7 protein-coding genes and 2 pseudogenes are annotated in these 17,563 nt (G+C 68.7%); 2 read left to right on the top strand and 7 right to left on the bottom strand.

The features are described 5' to 3' along the window. Nucleotides 1-253: 253 nt before the first annotated feature. The 5 genes and pseudogenes from ACFVV1_RS24665 to ACFVV1_RS24645 form a co-directional block, all read right to left on the bottom strand. Nucleotides 254-4,003: a S8 family serine peptidase gene (locus tag ACFVV1_RS24665; protein ID WP_389992929.1), complete on the bottom strand. Its 3,750-nt coding sequence runs from the start codon at nt 4,001-4,003 to the stop codon at nt 254-256. Nucleotides 4,004-4,475: 472 nt separating this feature from the next. Continuing rightward, nucleotides 4,476-7,424 carry a helix-turn-helix transcriptional regulator gene (locus ACFVV1_RS24660; protein WP_389992927.1) on the bottom strand — a complete coding sequence of 983 codons (2,949 nt, stop codon included), beginning with the start codon at nt 7,422-7,424 and terminating at the stop codon, nt 4,476-4,478. Between the two features lie 538 nt (nt 7,425-7,962). Beyond that, entirely contained in the window at nt 7,963-11,703 is a 3,741-nt protein-coding gene (locus ACFVV1_RS24655) for a S8 family serine peptidase (RefSeq protein ID WP_389992925.1), read from the bottom strand. Nucleotides 11,704-12,102: 399 nt separating this feature from the next. Then, a pseudogene (locus tag ACFVV1_RS24650) lies at nt 12,103-12,813 on the bottom strand (response regulator); the annotation flags it as partial. After that, nucleotides 12,810-14,003, bottom strand: a complete 1,194-nt coding sequence (locus ACFVV1_RS24645; RefSeq protein WP_389992923.1) for a sensor histidine kinase — start codon at nt 14,001-14,003, stop codon at nt 12,810-12,812. The gene ACFVV1_RS24645 and the pseudogene ACFVV1_RS24650, both read right to left, overlap by 4 nt. Before the next feature lie 315 nt (nt 14,004-14,318). Here ACFVV1_RS24645 and ACFVV1_RS24640 point away from each other — a divergent pair. After that, nucleotides 14,319-14,645, top strand: a pseudogene (locus ACFVV1_RS24640) (transposase domain-containing protein); the annotation flags it as partial. A gap of 246 nt (nt 14,646-14,891) precedes the next feature. Then, nucleotides 14,892-15,401, top strand: coding sequence for a DUF664 domain-containing protein (locus ACFVV1_RS24635; RefSeq protein ID WP_389992981.1), 510 nt, complete (start codon nt 14,892-14,894; stop codon nt 15,399-15,401). A gap of 135 nt (nt 15,402-15,536) precedes the next feature. On the opposite strand, the gene ACFVV1_RS24630 is transcribed toward ACFVV1_RS24635, so the two are convergent. Together ACFVV1_RS24630 and ACFVV1_RS24625 are read right to left on the bottom strand one after the other, a co-directional pair. Next, on the bottom strand, nt 15,537-16,343 hold the full coding sequence (locus ACFVV1_RS24630) for an SAM-dependent methyltransferase (RefSeq protein ID WP_389992920.1): 807 nt from the start codon (nt 16,341-16,343) through the stop codon (nt 15,537-15,539). 568 nt (nt 16,344-16,911) lie between these two features. Next, nucleotides 16,912-17,478, bottom strand: a complete 567-nt coding sequence (locus tag ACFVV1_RS24625; RefSeq protein ID WP_389992918.1) for a DUF4291 domain-containing protein — start codon at nt 17,476-17,478, stop codon at nt 16,912-16,914. Between the last annotated feature and the right edge of the window lie 85 nt (nt 17,479-17,563).

Below are 17,563 nucleotides of genomic sequence, written 5' to 3'. Positions count from 1 at the left end.
AAGCACTCGTGGGCAAGGAAAACTGCCGGTGCCGCGTTCGGGAATGTGGAGATGCGCCGATGAAGCAGTACGCCAAGCGGGCTGGTGTGGACGTCAGAACTTTCGGATGTGTCCGGTCTTTTCGAGGTTGCTGCTGATTTCGGCAATGCGGAGGAGCGGCAAGGTATTTGATTGCCAATACAACGGGGTATGCCCCTGGCGCAAGGGCGTGCCTTGTGCCAGGGGTACGGTCAGGAATGGGCCGTTGTGAGGGTTAGCGAATGGCGTAGGCCTTGATCAGGGTCTGCTCGATCTTGCTGCCGTTGGTGTCCTGTGCCTTGATGCGCAGGGACACATAGCCCTTTGCCGGGTTGTTCACGGACACCTTGTAGCTGCCGTCGCTCTTGCTCTTGACCTTCGCGGACTGCCAGGTGGCACCGTCGTCGGAGGACGCCTCAACCTCGACCCCGTCGATGTCCGGGGTGGCGCCGTTCTGGAGAACGAACGACAGGTCGAACTGGTAGGTGTTGCCGCCCGGGGTGGTGTTCTCCGCGTCCAGGTCCAGGCCGTACCTCGGCCAGAGCAGCGCCAGGTCCTCCTTGCCGTTCGCCGGCCGGGCGGACTTGAACGTCCACGCGGTGCTGGCCTTCGTGGACAGCGGGAACCACGCCGGGTGCGACGTGTCCATGGTGATCCGGTAGGTCGCCGGGTCAGGGCTGACCGGCAGCGTCGTGAGCGAGAACCAGCCCTGCTCCTTGAGGAGTTTGCCGTCCTGGTACAGCCGCACCGTCGACGTGGTGCCGTTATCGCCCTGGAAGTAGGCGTAGTGTCCGGGCTGGCTGTCGCCCATCTCCTGCATGTTGAGGGTGACCTTGTCACCGTCGCGGAACGCAAGGGTGCTCTCCGGTCCGGACGGGCCGTTCGCCGCACCCAGCCAGGTCTCCTCGCGCTGCTCGCCCGGGCTGTAGTTGCGGATGAGGTCCCTCATGCTGGTGATGATGTCCTTGCGGTCCGGGTAGACCGTGTGCGACCACCGCATGTCCTTCATCGTCGGCCACTTGCTGCCGGTGGAGTACCACTCCTCCCGGTCCGCCGGCGCGTCGAAGAAGTCCACGAACTGGATGATGAAGGATTCTCCCGGGCGGATCGCCGAGGTGGTGTCGCCGATCAGAGTGCCCTTGGTGCTGCGGTAGTGGGCCTTCACCACGGCCGAGTTCTCCGCGGTGACCGCGTCGGTGGGGTCGGCCGGAATTCCACCGGGAACCATCAGCGCGATGTTGTACACATAGGGGTGGTTCCCGATGCCCTGCAGGTTGATCTGCGTGGGACCGTCGGCCATCCGGCCGAAGAGCACCGCGCCCTCGTCCTGGGTGAGGCTCCAGGCCGGGATGGCAGTGCCGGTGACGCGCGGCACGATGGTGGCGTAGACGCCGGGCCGGTCGTTGACGATGATCGCTGCCTTCGCGCCGGCACCGGCCACTGCGGCGATCTGGTCGACAACCTTCTGGGTGGCATCGCGGGTGACGACCGCGAGCTTGCCATCGAGGTCCTTGCCGGCCAGGTCCTCCGGCCGTCCCGTGCCGGCGTTGACCGCCTGGAGCGTGCTGGGGCCGTACAACTGGGCCGCATAGGTCACCGGCTTGAGCGGGAGCGCGCCTCCCTGCCCGGCATAGGACGCCCGGATCACCGGCGAGTACCTGCGGTCCTGGAAGTTGAACTCGAAGGTGCCGTCCGTCACCGGCGCGGTGGGCACCACATAGGCGTGCTTCGCGAACAGGCTCGACGTAGTCTTCATGTAGTCGACCCCGCGCTTGCCGGGCAGCTGCTGGCGGTACCCGAGCTTGTACTGGCTCGACTGCGCCTCCTTGGGCGTCGAGACCTTGACCTCCTTGCCCAGCCGGGCGTCCATCGTGATCGTCCGGTCCGCCTTCAGATCCACCACGGGCTCACCGGCAAGCGTGTTGCTCACGGCCACGCCCGTGGCCTTGTCCTTCGTGTACACCAAGCCCATGACGGAGTAGCGACCCTGCGGCACCGCGACGGTCTTGGTTCCGCCCTGGGGGAAGACCTGTTGGGCGACGCCGTTGTCCAGGTCGAACACCACGAGTTCGCCGGACGCCGGGTTTCCGTTCCGGTCGATCGTGTTGAGAGTGAGGTCGACGGTGGGCACGTCCTTCGTGGCGCCGACGGTGGTGCGGGTCGTGGTGCCGTCGGCCGCGGTGGCGGTGATGACACCGGTGTAGTCGCCCACGGCGCCGAGTTCGGGGTGGTAGGTCACCGTCACGCCGGCGGTGGAGTTCGCCGGGACCGTCACGCTGTTGGCGCTGAGCGTGAACATGCCGTCCGGCGGGGGTGCCGTCTCTCCGGCGCTGAACAGGCGGAGCGACAGCGTGGTGTCCGTCGCGGAGGTGTTGACGTAGTTGATCGTCTTGGTGACCGGCGCGCTCTCGGCCGACTTCTGGCCCATGCTGACGACGGCGGGGTTGGAGTAGACCTCGGCGTTGATCGCCTTGGGCACGTCGACGCGGCCGTTACCGCCCTGGTAGGCGTTGTACGAGCCCTGCTTGGCGGTGCTGACCAGCACCTGCTTGAGCCGGTCGGCGGACCAGTCGGGGTGGCGCTGGACGAGGATCGCCGCGGCGCCGGACACATGCGGGGTGGCCATCGAGGTGCCGCTGGCCGAGGTGTAGTTGGCGTCGACGGGGGTGCCCATCGTGGTGCCGGCGGCGCGGGCGGCGACGATGCCCACACCCGGTGCGGTGATCTCCGGCTTGACCGCGAAGGTTTCCTTGACCGGGCCGCGGCTGGAGAAGTTCGCGAGCTGGTCCTGCTTGCTCACCGCACCGACGGTCAGTGCGTCCTCTGCGGCACCGGGCGAACCCACGGTGCCCTTGCCCGGGCCATCGTTGCCAGCCGCGATGACGAACAGCGACCCGGAGGATTCGGTGAGCTGGTTGACGGCCTGGCTGATCGGGTCGGTGCCGTCGCTGGGGACCGAACCGCCCAGGCTCATGCTGATGACGTCCGCGCCCTGGGCCGCCGCCCACTCCATGCCGCCGATGACCCCCGACTCGGAGCCCGAACCGGCCGTGTTGAGGACCTTGCCGATGTACAGGTCGGCGCCCGGCGCCACACCCTTGAGTCTGCCGCCCGATGCGGCACCCGAGCCGGCGATGGTCGAGGCGACATGCGTGCCGTGACCGTGGTGGTCGACCGCGTCGGGGTCGTCGGTGAAGTTCTGCGTCTTCTTCACCTGCCCTGCCACATCGGGGTGGTTGGGGTCGATTCCGGTGTCGAGGATGGCGACCTTGGTGCCGGTGCCGTCGTAGCCGGCCGCCCACGCGTCCGGGGCGCCGATCTGCGGCACGCTCTGGTCCAGAGCGACGTGCACCGGCTTGTCGAGCCAGAGCTTCTTGATGCCGTCGGCGAGCTTCGGTGCCTTTGTCGCGGCGGTGCTGTCGTCGTCGACCGCCTCCCAGAAGGCCGCCGCCTTCTTCTTGCTCGCGTGCAGCGCCACCGCGTTGGCGCTGGGCAGCTCATCCTTCTTCACCGAGCCGGCCGGCGCGGCCTTCTCGAGCGCTTTGCCGGCCTTGCCCGGCGCGCCCGGGTAGGTCGCGATCAGTGGTACGGCGGGGCGGTGTGCGTCGTCATAGCCGTACTCGACCAGCTTGGTGACGTTGAACAGCTCACGGTCGAGCTCGTTCGCGGCGAGGTAGGGCTGTGCCTTCTCCGGGATGACATAGACCTCGTCACCCACCTTCAGGGTGGTGAAAGCCGCCGGGGTGCCGTCGGCAGCGGGCTCGACCGTCGCCGCCTGGAAGCCGTTGGCGTGGCGCTCCAGCGTCACCACCTCGCCCGTGACGAGGGTGAGCTTGTGCGCGGCGACAACGGGGCCGTTCTGCTGCGGCTGGCTCGCCCGGGTGGCCGGCGTTTCGGCGGCGGCGATGGCGGGGATGCCGAGCGTCCCGGCCACGCAGGCCGTGGCCAGCAGCGCCGTGAGCGTGCGATGTGAACGGTGTGGCAAGCGCCGGAGTATGGGGATGGTCAGGTGGACCGGGAGCCTGGATGCCCCGGCCGGTGGTGACTTTCTCATGCGGCAATGACCTTTTCTGAGGGGAGAATGCGCGCGGATACCGCGCGGTTGCGGGGATTGCCCAACGCGCCGAATGGCTGCGATGCATGGGGTGGGTGCCGGCCAGTGCTGCTTCGGGCGGATCGGTGGTACAGCGCCGGGCGGCGAACGATGCGTCCCGCTTTGGCGGCAGTGACCTGGCACCGGTCGGTCGGCCTGCGGGGTTCGTCCCGGAACCTGGCCTCGTCGGGAATCCGGGGACGGTCGAGGCGATCCGTCAGATGTGACCGTGCGGCAGAAGCCTTGCGGCCGCGGGGGGACGAGTGGCGACAGGCGGAGGTAATGATTCCATGACGCTGAGTGTTGTTCACGCACCGGCCACCGGACGACTGGGCAGATGACCCAATTTTGCTGCCGCGCCCGCCTAACCGTGCGCGCCGGCCGGGCTGTCGGCGACGACGCCGGCTTCGACGACCTTCACGGCCAGCGCCGTCCGGGACGAGACCTCGAGCTTGCGCATCGCTGTCTCCATGTGCCGTGCGACCGTCTTCGGCGACAGGATGAGGGCACCGGCGATCTCCCGGTTGGTCCGGCCTCCGACGAGCAGCCGGACTACGTCGAGCTCACGGGGAGACAGTTGATCGCCGTAGCTTCGTCGTCCGCCGTGCCACGACGGGCGCTTCACCCCGACACCGGATGCACGCAGTGTGTGCATGACGCGCTCGGCGTCGCCACGAGCGCCGAGGGTGGACAACCCCTGGAAGGTTTCCGTAAGGAGGGAGAGAGCCGCATCGGACTGGTCCGCAGTTAGCAGACAACGGGCCTGTCGCTCACGGTTGAGCAGGGCGTCGTACGGCTGCGGAAGGCCCTGCCACGCGTCGGCCGCACGCGCGAACAGTTCGGCGGCGCTGAGGGGATCGTCCTGATGCTGGGCCAGGATCGCCCTGCAGGTCGACAAGGCGGCGTGCGGCCGAGGTGCGCGGCGATCACGCACTCCCGCTGCGAATGCGTCGACCAAGTCGCCGGCCTCGTCGATGCGGCCGGCCATGAGTAGTGCCTCGGCCCGGACCGGGGCGAGTTCGGTGGCCCAGATCCACGTGCCCTTGCGCTCCAGGAACCGGATCGGCCCGTCGGTCAACTGCAGCACGTCGTCGACCCGCCCGGCGCCGAGCCGGAGCCTGGCCAGGGCGCCGGCAGGTTCGACGGAATACTCCGCACCGCCATGTCGGTCTGCCTGTTCAAGGACGCGCCGCAGGCACTCGTCCGCTCTGTCCTGGTCGCCGCGGGCCGCATACAGCAAGCCAGTGACCACGGCCGGCGCCAGGCGGCTCACCGGCTGCAGGAGTTCCTCGTCACCGGCCAGCGACAGGGCCCGGTCGGCCAGCCCGTCCCAGGCTCCGGTGAGCCAGTCCAGCTGAGCCAGCGTCACCTGCCCCTTCCTGTGGAGCTTCTGGTACTGATACGTGTCGGTCATTCCTGCGGCCAGCGTGAGCGCCCGCCTCGCCTCCGGGTACCTCCCCCAGATCAGCGCCATGTGCCCGACGTTGTGACGGCCGACCGTGATCTGCTGCCTTTCCGCGGAGGTGGACGCGTCATCGGCGATCAATGCCGCCTCGGCCCACCCCTCCTCCTCTCCGAGCAGCAAAAGCCCACTCGCCCGTCCGACCCGGATAGGCAGCCGGTCCACCGGCGCGATCGAGACCGGCACCTGCGCCACGCGCCGCAGCCACCTGAGGTGTTCGGCCGCCGGTGTCGTCGTCCCGTACGGCAGGCCGAGAAACATCATTGCGCGAACTGACTTCGCCGGGTCGTGCCCGAGGTCGGGCAGCGCGCGTTCCATCTCGATCCGGGACTGCTCGAACCCCTCCATCTGCTGCAGCAGCCGGGCGACGTGGAAGCGGATCTCCGCCGCCTCGCTCGGCGTTGGCCCGCCGGTGTCCAGCACGAGGCGGAGGGCGTCCATCAGTTCGCGGTAGCGTTCGTGCCCGCTGAGCAGATGGAATGGAATCTTGCCGGTCAGCCGGACCACGTCGGCGGGCGGCAGGCTGGCGTTGGTGAGCAGATCGTGCAGCAGAGTGACCGCCGTCGCATCGTCACCCGAGGCGAGAGCGAGGTCGGCAGACTGTTCCGTGTACCGGCACCACGCCGTCGTGTCGCCGGCCTCCCGGAAGTGGCGCGCGAGCTGGGCGACCGGGGACGGGGTGGTGTCTTCGAGAACGTGTGCGGCACGCAGGTGCATCGCCCGCCGCTGCGGCACAGGAATCGCCTCGTACACCGCGCGGCACGCCAGCATGTGCCGGTACGAGACCAGCCCGCGCTGGTCCTCCCTCAGCAGCCCCGAACCCACTGCCTCCGCCAGGCCTGCCAGCCTGCTCGCCGGATCGCCTTCCGGAGCCATCACCTCGACGACGGCCTCCTCGGGGGCGGGGTCGGTGAGTACGGCGGCCGCGCGCAACGCAGCCTGCGCCGCCGGGCCGAGCCGTGCGCTGCGTTCCAGTACGACGTCCCGCACTGTCGGCGGTACGTCGATCTCACTCAGTCGCTGCCGCACCCAGGAATCACCCCGCCGGGTCATATCAGCGCGGTTCCACATCAGCCGGACGGACTCCTCGACCGCGAGCGGAAGCCCGTCGGTCCGGTCGTGCAGGATGGTCGCGAACTCGTCGGAAAACCGTTCCCCACCCAGCATCGAGGACACCATCTCGGCAGTCTCGGGGACATTCAAGGGCTCCAACAACAGCCGCAGCCGCGCCGCTCCCGCCGGTTGCCGCGACGACAACCGCAGCAGCAGAGAGTCCGGCGCGACTTCCTCCGGACGATAGCTCACGAGCAGGCTGACCCGTTGCTGCGGGCGTGATGTCAGAAACAGCAGAAACTCCAGGGTGGCCTCATCCGCCCAGTGCACGTCCTCAACCGCGAGCAACCCGATCTCGAGCCGTACGAGGATCTCCTCGATGGCCCTGAACAGCCGGTGTCGTGCCGCTGCCGCGTCTTCGGCCGGGTCGGGTGTCGGCGGCAGCGCCGATGCCCACTCGGGGAACAACGGTCGGAGCGCCCCCGCCAACCCGCTCAGGCCGAGCCGGGCGACATCCTCGGTGGCCGGCCGGATCGCGTCCACCACCGGCCCGAGCGTAAAAGGCTGCCGAACAGCCGGACATGCCGCCAGCAGCACCCGCTGCCGGGCCGGAGTATGCGTCGCGAGCAGTTCCTGGATCAGCCGGCTCTTACCGATCCCGGCCTCGCCCTCGATCAGTACGACCACCGGCGGGTCGGACAATGCGGCTTTCAAGGCGGCGAGTTCGCGCTCGCGTCCGACCAAACCGGGTGATGCGATCGCCGGCAGGTCGCGTGTGTCGGAATCGCTGGTAGACATTCGCCCCACTGTCGGAGACAGGCGACGGCGTGCCCGAACCGTCGTCTTCCGTGAACAATATGACCAGAGGTTACAAGGCGGGGTGGCAGGGGGGTAGGCCACGTTCAAAGGCGTGGTGCAGAAGGCGATCACTGTGGAGTTCCGGGGCTGAGGTTTGTGCTGCCATCGCGCCCGCCCGGGGGCAGAGGCATCCGTGTCACTTGCCCCAGCCTCACATCGGTCCGCTCCGCCGCCGTGGGGCTACGGACCGGCGGACGCCGCACCGGTGCCGTGCTCTTGCACCGCATGTGCGCGGTCTTTGACGGCCGGCCCGGCTCGGCGTTCGGGAATGTGGAGATGCGCCGATGAAGCAGTGCGCCAAGCGGGCTGGTGCGGACGTCAGAACTCTCGGATATGTCCGGTCTTTTCGAGGTTGCTGCTGATTTTGGCAATACGGGGGACCGGCAAGGTATTTGATTGCCAATACAACGGGGTATGCCCCTGGCGCAAAGGCGTGCCTTGCGCCAGGGGTGTGATCAGGAAAGGGCCGTTGTAAGGGTCAGCGAATGGCGTAGGCCTTGATCAGGGTCTGCTCGATCTTGCTGCCGTTGGTGTCCTGTGCCTTGACGCGCAGGGACACATAGCCCGATGCCGGGTTGCTCACGGACACCTTGTAGCTGCCGTCGCTCTTGCTCTTGACCTTCGCGGGCTGCCAGGTGGCACCGTCGTCGGCGGACGCCTCCACCTCGACCCCGTCGATGTCCGGGGTGGCGCCGTTCTGGAGGACGAAGGCCAGGTCGAAGTGGTAGGTGTTGCCGCCCTGGGTGGTGTTCTGCGCATCCAGGTTCAGGCCGTACTTCGGCCAGAGCAGCGCCAGGTCCTCCTCACCGTGCGCCGGCCGGGCGGACTTGAACGTCCACGCGGTGCTGGTCTCGGTGGACAGCGGGAACCACGCCGGGTGCGACGTGTTCATGGTGATCCGGTAGGTCGCCGGGTCAGGACTGACCGGCAGCATCATCAGCGCGCGGGGCGTCTCGGCGAGGAGCTTTCCGTCCTGGTACACCCGTACCTTCGCCTTGTCGGCGTCCGCGCCGAACCAGCCGAAGTGCTCCGGCTCGCTGTCGCCCATTTCCGGCACGATGAGGGTCATGTCGTCGCCCTCGCGGACCGCGCGGGTGTTCGCCGGGCCGGCCGGGCCGTTCGCGGCGCCCAGCCAGGTCTCCTCATGCCGCTCGCCCGCGCTGTAGGTGCGGAGTACGTCATTCATGCGACGGAGGATGTTGGGGGCGTTCGGGAAGACCGCGCGGGACCAGCGCATCTCCTTCAGAGTCGGCCACTTGCTGCCGGTGGAGGACCACTCCTCCCGGTCCAGTGGCCCGTCGACGAACTCCACGATCTGGACGATGAGGCGCTCCCCCGGGCGGACCACCGAGTCGGCCTCGCCGAGTCTGGCACCCTTGGCGCCGCGGTAGTGGGACTTCACCACAGCCGAGTTCTCCGCGGTGACCGCGTCGACGGGGTCGGCCGGAATTCCAACGGGAACCATCAGTGCGATGTTGTACACATACGGGCTGCTGGCGATGCCGTGCAGGTTGACCTGCGTGGGACCGCCGGCCATCCGGTCGAAGAGGACCGCGCCTTCGTCCTGGTTGAGGGTCCAGGCCGGGATGGCCGTCCGGGCGGCGAACGGCACATTGGCGGTGAAGATACCCGGCTGGTCGCCGACGATGATCACTGCCTTCGCGCCGGCCTCGGCCACGGCGGCGATCTGGTCGGCAGCCGTCCGTGTGGCATCGCGGGTGACGACCGCGAGCTTGCCACTGACGTCCGTGCCGGCCAGGTCCTCGGGCCGTCCCTTGCCGGCGTCGACCGCCCGGAGCGTGCTGGGGCCGTCCAGCCGGACCGCATTGAACACCGGCTCAAGCGGGAGCGTGCCGCCCTGCCCGGCAATGGACGCCCGGATCGCCGGGGCGTACCTGCGCTGCTGGAAGTTGAACTCGAACGTGCCGAGCTTCACCGGCTCGGTGGGCACCACGTAGGCGTGGTCCCAGATCGGGCTGACCATGAACTTCATGAAGTCGAACCCGTAATTGCCGGGGAACTGCTGACGGTACCCGAGCTTGTAGCCGTTCGGCTCCGACTCCTTGGGCGTCGCGACCTTGACTTCCTTGCCCAGCCGGGCATCCAGAGTGATCGTCTTGTCCGCCTTCAGCTCCACCATGGGATCACCGGCGAGGGTACCGTTCAGGATCTCGACTCCGGCCTTGTCCCGCGTGTAGACGACACCCATGACCGAGTAGCGCCCCAGCGGCACTGCGACAGTCGCCGTTCCGTCCCGGAGGTGGGGCTGGATGATCTCGTCCTGGTCCAGGTCGAACACGGCCACGTCGGTGCCCTCCGCCGGGTTTCCGTTCCGGTCGATCGCGTTGACGGTGAGGTCGACGGTGGGCACCCCCTTCGTCGCGCCGACGGTGGTGTGGATCGCGGTGCCGTCGGGCGCGGTGGCGGTGATGACACCGGTGTAGTCGCCCAGGGCGCAGAGTTCGGGGTGGTAGGTCGCCGTCACGCTCGCGGTGGAGTTCGCCGGGACCGTCACACTGTTGGCGCTGAGCGTGAACGTGCCGCTCGGTGCGGGCCCGGTCTCCCCGGAGCCGGCCAGGCGGAGCGAAAGCGTGGTGTCCGCCGCGGAGGTGTTGACGTAACTGACCGTCTTGGTGACCGGCGCGCTCTCGGTCGTCGACTTGCCCATGCTGACGACAGCGGGGCTGGAGTAGACGGTGGCGTCGATCGCCTTGGGTACGTCGACCCGGCCGCCGCCCTGCTGGTAGGCCGTGTACGCGCCCTGCTTGGCGGTGCCGACCAGCACCTGCTTCAACCGATCGGCGGTCCAGTCCGGATGGCGCTGAGCGAGGATCGCCGCGGCGCCGGCCATGTGCGGGGTGGCCATCGAGGTGCCGCTGGCCGAGGTGTAGTTGGCGTCGACCGGGAGACCCATCGAGGTGCCGGCGGCGCGCGCGGCGACGATTCCCACGCCCGGTGCGGTGATCTCCGGCTTGACCGCGAAGTCGCCCTTGCGCGGGCCGCGGCTGGAGAAGCCCGCGAGCAGCTCCGACTTGGACACCGCGCCGACGGTCAGCGCGGCGTCGGCGGCACCCGGCGAACCCACCGTCGACTTGTCCGAGCCCTCGTTGCCGGCCGCGATGACGAACAGCGCGCCGGAGGACGCGGTGAGCTCGTTGACGGCCTGGCTCAGCGGGTCGGTGCCGTCACTGGGGACCGGCGAACCCAGGCTCATGCTGACGACGTCCGCACCTTGGTCCACCGCCCACTCCATGGCGGCGATGACCCCCGATTCGGGTCCGACTCCGGCACTGTTGAGGACCTTGCCGATGTACAGATCGGCGCCCGGCGCCACACCCTTGTACTTGCCGCCCGACGCGGCACCCGATCCGGCGATGGTCGATGCGACATGCGTGCCGTGACCGTGGTGGTCGACTGCGTCGGGGTCGTTGGTGAAGTTCTGCGTCTTCTTCACCTGCCCCACCACATCGGGGTGGTTGGGGTCGATACCGGTGTCGAGGACGGCCACCTTGGTGCCGGTGCCGTCGTAGCCGGCCTTCCACGCGGTCGGCGCGCCGATCTGCGGCACACTCCGGTCCAGCGTCACCTTGACCGGCCGGTCGAGCCAGAGCTTCTTGATGCCGTCGGCAAGCTTCGGTGCCTTCGTCGGGACGGCGCTGTCGTCGTCGACCGCCTCCCAGAAGGTCGCCGCCTTCTTCCTGCTCGCGTGCAGCGCCACCGCGTTGGCGCTGGGCAGCTCGTCGACCTTGACCGAACCGGCCGGCGCGGCCTGCTTGAGCGCCTTCCCGGCCTTGCCCGGCGCGCCGGCATAGGTGGCGATCAGCGGCACGGCGGGGCGGTGCGCGTCGTCGTAGCCGTACTCGATCAGCTTGGTGACGTTGAACAGCTCGCGGTCGAGCTCGTTCGCGGCGAGGTAGGGCTGGGCCTTGTCAGGGATGACATAGAGCTCATCGCGCAGCCGCAAGGTGGCGAACGCCGCCGGGGTGCCGTCAGGCGTGGGCGCGACCGTTGCCGCCTGGAAGCCGTTGGCGTGACGCTCCAGCGTCACCACCTCGCCCGTGACGAGGGTGAGCTTGTGCGTGGCGACAACAGGGCCGTCCTGCCGTGGCTGGGCGGCCTGAGCGACCGACTCGACCGGTGTTGCTGCGGCGGCGACCGGCAGGTTGACGAGCGTGCCGGCCACACAGGCCGCGGTGAGCATCCCCAGGGCCGTTCGCACTGGACGGCGTGTCAGCCGGTAGGCTATGGGGGCGGTCGGGCTGGCTGAGGATCTGGTGGATCCAGCCGGTTGTGACTGTCTCATCAAGGCGTTGACCTTCTCTGAGGGGGAATGAAGGCGCGCGAAAGCCACGCGGTCGCGGGAATTCGGCGCCGCGTCGGATCACTGCGTTGGTTGTGGTGTGTGGTTGTGCTGCCCTTTCAGGTGTGAGCGGTGCAGCAGTACCAGGACGGCGGACCACGCGCCGCATGGATGCGGCGGCCGTGCGCCGTCGGTATGTCAGGCACGGGGACCTCGTTGTGCTGTGGGTTCCGGAAACTTGGGTCGGTCCGACGCGTTGGGCGGGTTCGCGGGATTCGCTCGTACGGGCGGTAGCGCGGGGCCGGGCAGCGGTTCGGGAATCAGGCCACGGCCCAGTGCCGCCGTCACGGCGCCGGTGCGGCTGTCCACCCCGAGCTTGGCGAAGACACGGACCAGGTGGGTCTTCACTGTTGCCTCGCTGATGAACAGCGCGCGTGACACCTGCCGGTTCGACAGTCCCTTCGCGAGCAGGACGAGAATCTCTGTCTCGCGTGGGGTCAGTGTGGACTGCGGTGCCCGCATGCGGCCGAGCAGCCGAGTGGCGACGGGCGGAGCCAGCACGGTCTCGCCGGCCGCGACGGCGTGCACTGCGGAGATGAGCTCCTCGACCGGCGCGTCCTTGAGCAGGTAACCGGTCGCACCCGCCTCGACGACGGCAAGGATCTCGGGGTCGGTTCTGTAGGTGGTGAGGACCAGTACCCGGGGCGGGGCCGGCAGGGCCCTGATACGGCGGGTGGCCTCGACACCGTCCATGCGCTCGCCGCCGCCTCGCCCGCTGCCGGTCGCATCGGTGGCGACGTCTGACATTTTGTCGGTACCGCCGCCCATGCGCAGGTCCATGAGGACCACGTCGACCTCCGTCGACCCGGCGACCATTCGCAGCGCCTCGGCGCCGTCCCCCGCCTCACCGGCCACCACGACCTCGGGCACGTCATCGAGCAGCGCACGCAGGCCACGGCGCACGACCGGGTGGTCGTCGACGATCAGCACGCGTACCTGCGCGACGGAGGCGGTCTGCGGCGCGGTCATGATGTCACCCCATTCGGAATCGGCAGACTGGCGGCGACCGCCGTTCCCTCGCCGATCGCGGACTCGACGGTGAGCGCGCCGCCCAGCTCCTCTATCCGCTGGCGCATCCCGAAGAGCCCGAAGCCGCCACGGGAGTCCTGTAGGGGCAGCTCCGGATCGAAGCCCTTGCCGTCGTCGAAGACATCGAGCGTCACCCGGTCGTCCAGGTAGCAGAGGCTCACCACGCACCTCTCGGCGTGCGCGTGCCCGCGCACATTGGCCAGCGCCTCCTGGGTCAGTCGCAGTAGTGCCACATCGCACTCGGCACCCAGCGGGTACGGCTCCCCGTGCAGATGGAAAGCGGTGCTGAGACCGTCCTCGGCACTCCGGTCGACCAGTCGGCGCAACGCCTCGGGCAGGGGCGTCTCGACCAGGGGTGGCGGGCTCAGTTCGTACAGGAAGCGCCGGCACTCGGCGAGGTTCGCCGTCGCGACCTCGGTGGCCGCGGCGGTCCGCTCCTGCGCCAGGGGTGCGTCCGGCGGCAGCGCGGCGTCGGTGGCGCGCAACAGCATGATCACGCTCGAGAGGCCCTGCGCGACCGTGTCGTGTATCTCCCGGGCCAGCCGCTGGCGTTCAGCGAGCCGGCCGGCCTCCCGCTGCGACTCCGCCAGCGCGTCCCGGGTGACGACCAGCTCAGCGATGAGCGCCTTGCGGGCCTGGCTCTCCCGGTACAGCGACTGGTACCCGAGCAGCGTCAGCGTGGAGACCAGCGCGCCCAGCAGTGGTCCGGCCACCTGGGGGATCCCCAGCGTGCCGGCCTCCGCTCCCTTGGCGGCGACCACGACGGCGGTCCCCAGAGCGACGGCCACGACCGCCAGCCGCAGCGGCAGGTGCAGGACATACAGTGCGAACAGCGGGAACCCCAGCCAGCCGAACCCCGAACTGAACGCCATGAGGCAGGTCCACACCGCGGTCAGCGCGCCCAGCCAGCGCAGCACACGGCCCGGGTTCCCTCCGGTCGTGTCGACGGACTCGGTGGGTTCCTCGCGACGCCGAGAGTCGGAAGGCCTGGCAGGGCCGGCGAATCCCACCGCGTACGTGGCGGCGAGGAGCACGGACAGGGCGGCCACGATGGACGTGTCCTGGCTCGACACAGCCGTGCCCGGACCGATCACGACCAGGAGGGCAGCGACGAGCGAGGAAACGAACAAGCCGTTCAGTGCATGCCGCAGCGTCGGCGGCATGGCGCACGCCGCCCCTCTGGGCTGCCCAATCCTCATCCGCGCCTCACTCCTGGTTCACTTCAGGCGGTCAGCGCTGAGACTAAGCCGTGCACCGGTTCGGGGTCGTGTCCATCGTTTGGTTGACTTGGGAGGGTACTTGATCCTTGATTGCCCTTGAATGCAATGGTCAACACCGTTGTGTTTGGCCCCTGAGCTGTACGTCAAGCCCTGCTGAACAGCGCAACGGGACCACCTGATAGATCAACGATCGGCGACGAAAGTCGATCAAGGTCAGGGGTCCCGGTGCAGGAGAAGTCTGTCATCACGTCCACGATCGAGACAGCCCGGGGTGTGTTCGCGCCAGGCCATCTGGGGGAGTTGACCCAGGTCGTGGACTTTGCGCTGGTGGACGCGGTGTTGGAGGAGACCGGCCGGCGCGAGAAGCGCCTGCGGCTGCTGCCGTCGCGGGTGGTGGTGTACTTCGTGCTCGCTCTCGCGCTGTTCGAGCACCGCTCGTACCGTACGGTGTGGTCCAAACTGACCTCCGCCCTGACCCCGCTGGCCCTGGTGCGTCCCGCGGTCTCCTCGCTGACGCGGGCCAGGCGCAGGGTGGGGGCCGCACCTCTGCGGCGTCTGTTCGAGACGCTTGCCGGGTCCGTCGCCCGCCCCGGGCAGGACGGGTCCTTCTACCGGGGCCTGCGCACGGTGACCGTCGACGGGACCCTGCTGCACACCCCCGACGACGAGACGCTCACCTGGCGCTACCCCAAACGGGCCGGGGAGGGTCTGGAGTTCGGCTATCCAGGAAACGAACAGTGCCGAGCGCGGCGCGTGTCGATCGCAGGGGAGGGGCGGGAGAGCGGCCATGGTGAGATCATGAACAGCGTTGACCTTTTGACGGACGCGTTCACCCGCGTCCAGGAGACGGTGCACTCGGCGGTCGAGGGACTGTCACCCACCGACCTCCATGCTCGCCTCGATGGCGGAGCGAACACGATCGCCTGGCTTGTGTGGCACCTCACCCGGATCCAGGACGACCATGTCTCGGATGCGGCCGGTATCGAGCAGGTCTGGTTCACCCGGGACTGGGCCTCCCGATTCGATCTGCCTTTCGAGAAGAACGCCACCGGGTACGGACACAGCGATGCGGACGTCGCGGCGGTGCGGGTGGGCTCGCCGGAACTGCTGCTCGGCTACTACGACGACGTCCATGAACAGACCCTCGATTTCATCAGCGGGCTCGACGGCAGGGCTCTGAACCGCGTCGTCGACGAGGCGTGGTCGCCGCCGGTCACCCTCGGGGTCCGTCTGATCAGCGTCATCTCGGACGACCTGCAGCACGCCGGCCAGGCGGCCTTCGTCCGGGGCGCGCTCGAACGTCGGTAGAACTCTGCACGGGCGGGGGCCCGTTGCACACTCCGGGGCGTCGGCGCACTCCGGTGCCCGTTCCCTCCCCTGGTCCGCCGGGCGCCGAGGCCATGAACCCACATGGCCTCGGCGCCCGGCGGATTCCGGCGTGTTTCAGACCTTGAGCCCGACGCCGCTCACCGCGTGACCCTGCAGGGTGTCCGCCGGATTCTGGTGGGGATCGGGGCGCCAGGCCGACGTCCTGACGACGCCCGGCTCCACCACCTCCAGGCCGTGGAAGAAGTCGGAGATCCGTTCCGGGCTGCGCAGATGGTACGAGCCGGCCGAGTTCGCGTTGTAGGAGGCGACGGCCCGGTTCAGCGCGTCACTCGTGTTCGTGCCGTCGCTGAGGGCCAGGTAGCTACCTGCGGGGAGCGCGTCGAGCAGCCGGTCGACCAGTGCCCATGGATCGTCCTCGTCGGGGAGCTGCCCCATGATCCCGAGCATGGTGAGCCCGACCGGCCGGCTGAAGTCCAGCGTCCTGGCGGCCTCGGCAAGGATGGCGTCGGCGTCCCTGACGTCGGCGTCGATATACGCGCACGCGCCCTCGGGAGTGCTGGAGAGCAGGGCACGGGCATGCGCCAGGACGAGGGGATCGTTGTCGACGTACACGATCCTCGACTCCGGGGCCACCCGCTGTGCCACCTCGTGCGTGTTGTCGGCCGTGGGCAGGCCCGTGCCTATGTCGAGGAATTGACGGATGCCCGCCTCCGCGGTCAGGAAGCGCACCGCGCGGGCGAGGAAGGCCCGCTGGAGCCGGGCGATATCGGCGAAGTCCGGAAAGGCTTCGAGAATCACGTCGCCCATCTGTCGATCGACGGGGTAGTTGTCCTTGCCGCCCAGCAGGTAGTTCCACACGCGTGCCGAGTGAGGCCGGTCCGTCCGAAGCCCATCGGCCGGCGACTGCGATGATGTACTCATGGCCAGATCCTCACATGTGCCCCCCGCGCCTGCCTTGATGTATTGATCACCGGCGGGGACGCGAAGGGGGGTTGAGCTCCTGTCGGAGTAGCCACCGGGGGAGCGGTGTCACGGACCGTTGTTCAACAGCCGCCCGACGTGGGGAATGTGGTAATTCCGGCGTCGGTATCCCCTCCACTTGCGGGGAGTTGAGCGGTGCCGGAATGCCGGTTCATGAGTGATCGAGGGTTGTCGGCTCGCGCTGGTGCGGCAGGACGGCATCCGTGGGACCTTTCCGGCTCGAGAACCCGGACGGTCGTGACTGTTGGTGGCCGGGTGAAGAGCCCGCCAGTGCGCTTCGCTGTTCGGTGTGGACGAAGAGACGCTGTGGCAGCCGCTGCATTCCCTTGCCTGGCCCTCGCGGCAGGAGTTGCAGTGCTCCGTGAGCGGGCACGGGTCTGGACCTGTGTGTGACCATCGCATCGGAAACAGCCCTCGGGCCGCTCGACACCCACTGGTTCCAGAGCTACCGCGATCGAGCAGCGCGTCGGCCGGGCGAACGAGCCGAGGCCGGTGCGGGGCTCGGCGCTCATCCGCCGATGAGGAGATTCCTCGCGGTGGCCGACGGCGTCGGATAGATCCGCTCGGGCGGCAGCAGCCGTTGCGCCTGCGCGGACCGGCCGCTCTGCTTGAGTGCCGCGATCCTGCGGGCCTGTGGGGTGATGTCGGTGAGGCCGACGACCCAGTCCTTTGCGAAGGTGCGGATCAGCCCGCGCCCGACGCCGACCTGGATGCTGTAGTGGTTGAGAGCGGCCCCCCGCAGTGAGCGTTCGGGATCCCACTGGACGTGTACGGGGGCTCGGGCGACGGCCGCCGGGTCGGCTGTCGTCAGCACGGCCCGGGAGAGGGCCTCCTCCCATCCGGCACGGGTGATCCGTACCGCCAGGACGCGTTCCTGCCCCGGCTTCTGCGCCCAGTTGCTCCGGTGCATGAGCCACAGGAACGACGGTTTGATCCAGGTCATCCGGTTGAACGAGAACGGCGGCACGAACCGTTTTGCCCGCAGGGACGGATCAGCGACCGCCGGTGAGTACGCCTGGTAGACCACGATAGTCCGGGCGTCGTCATGGGCGCGCACCTGGTACTGGGGGGACATGCGCCCACAGGCTGCCAGGTACCCGATTGCGCGTCGATCGATTTTTCTCGCCGTCCTGCCGGACCGTTCACGCCGTCGCACCCTC

This window comes from Streptomyces sp. NPDC058092, assembly GCF_042884935.1.
Taxonomy (GTDB): domain Bacteria; phylum Actinomycetota; class Actinomycetes; order Streptomycetales; family Streptomycetaceae; genus Streptomyces.
This window is presented reverse-complemented; position numbering and strand designations above follow the sequence as displayed.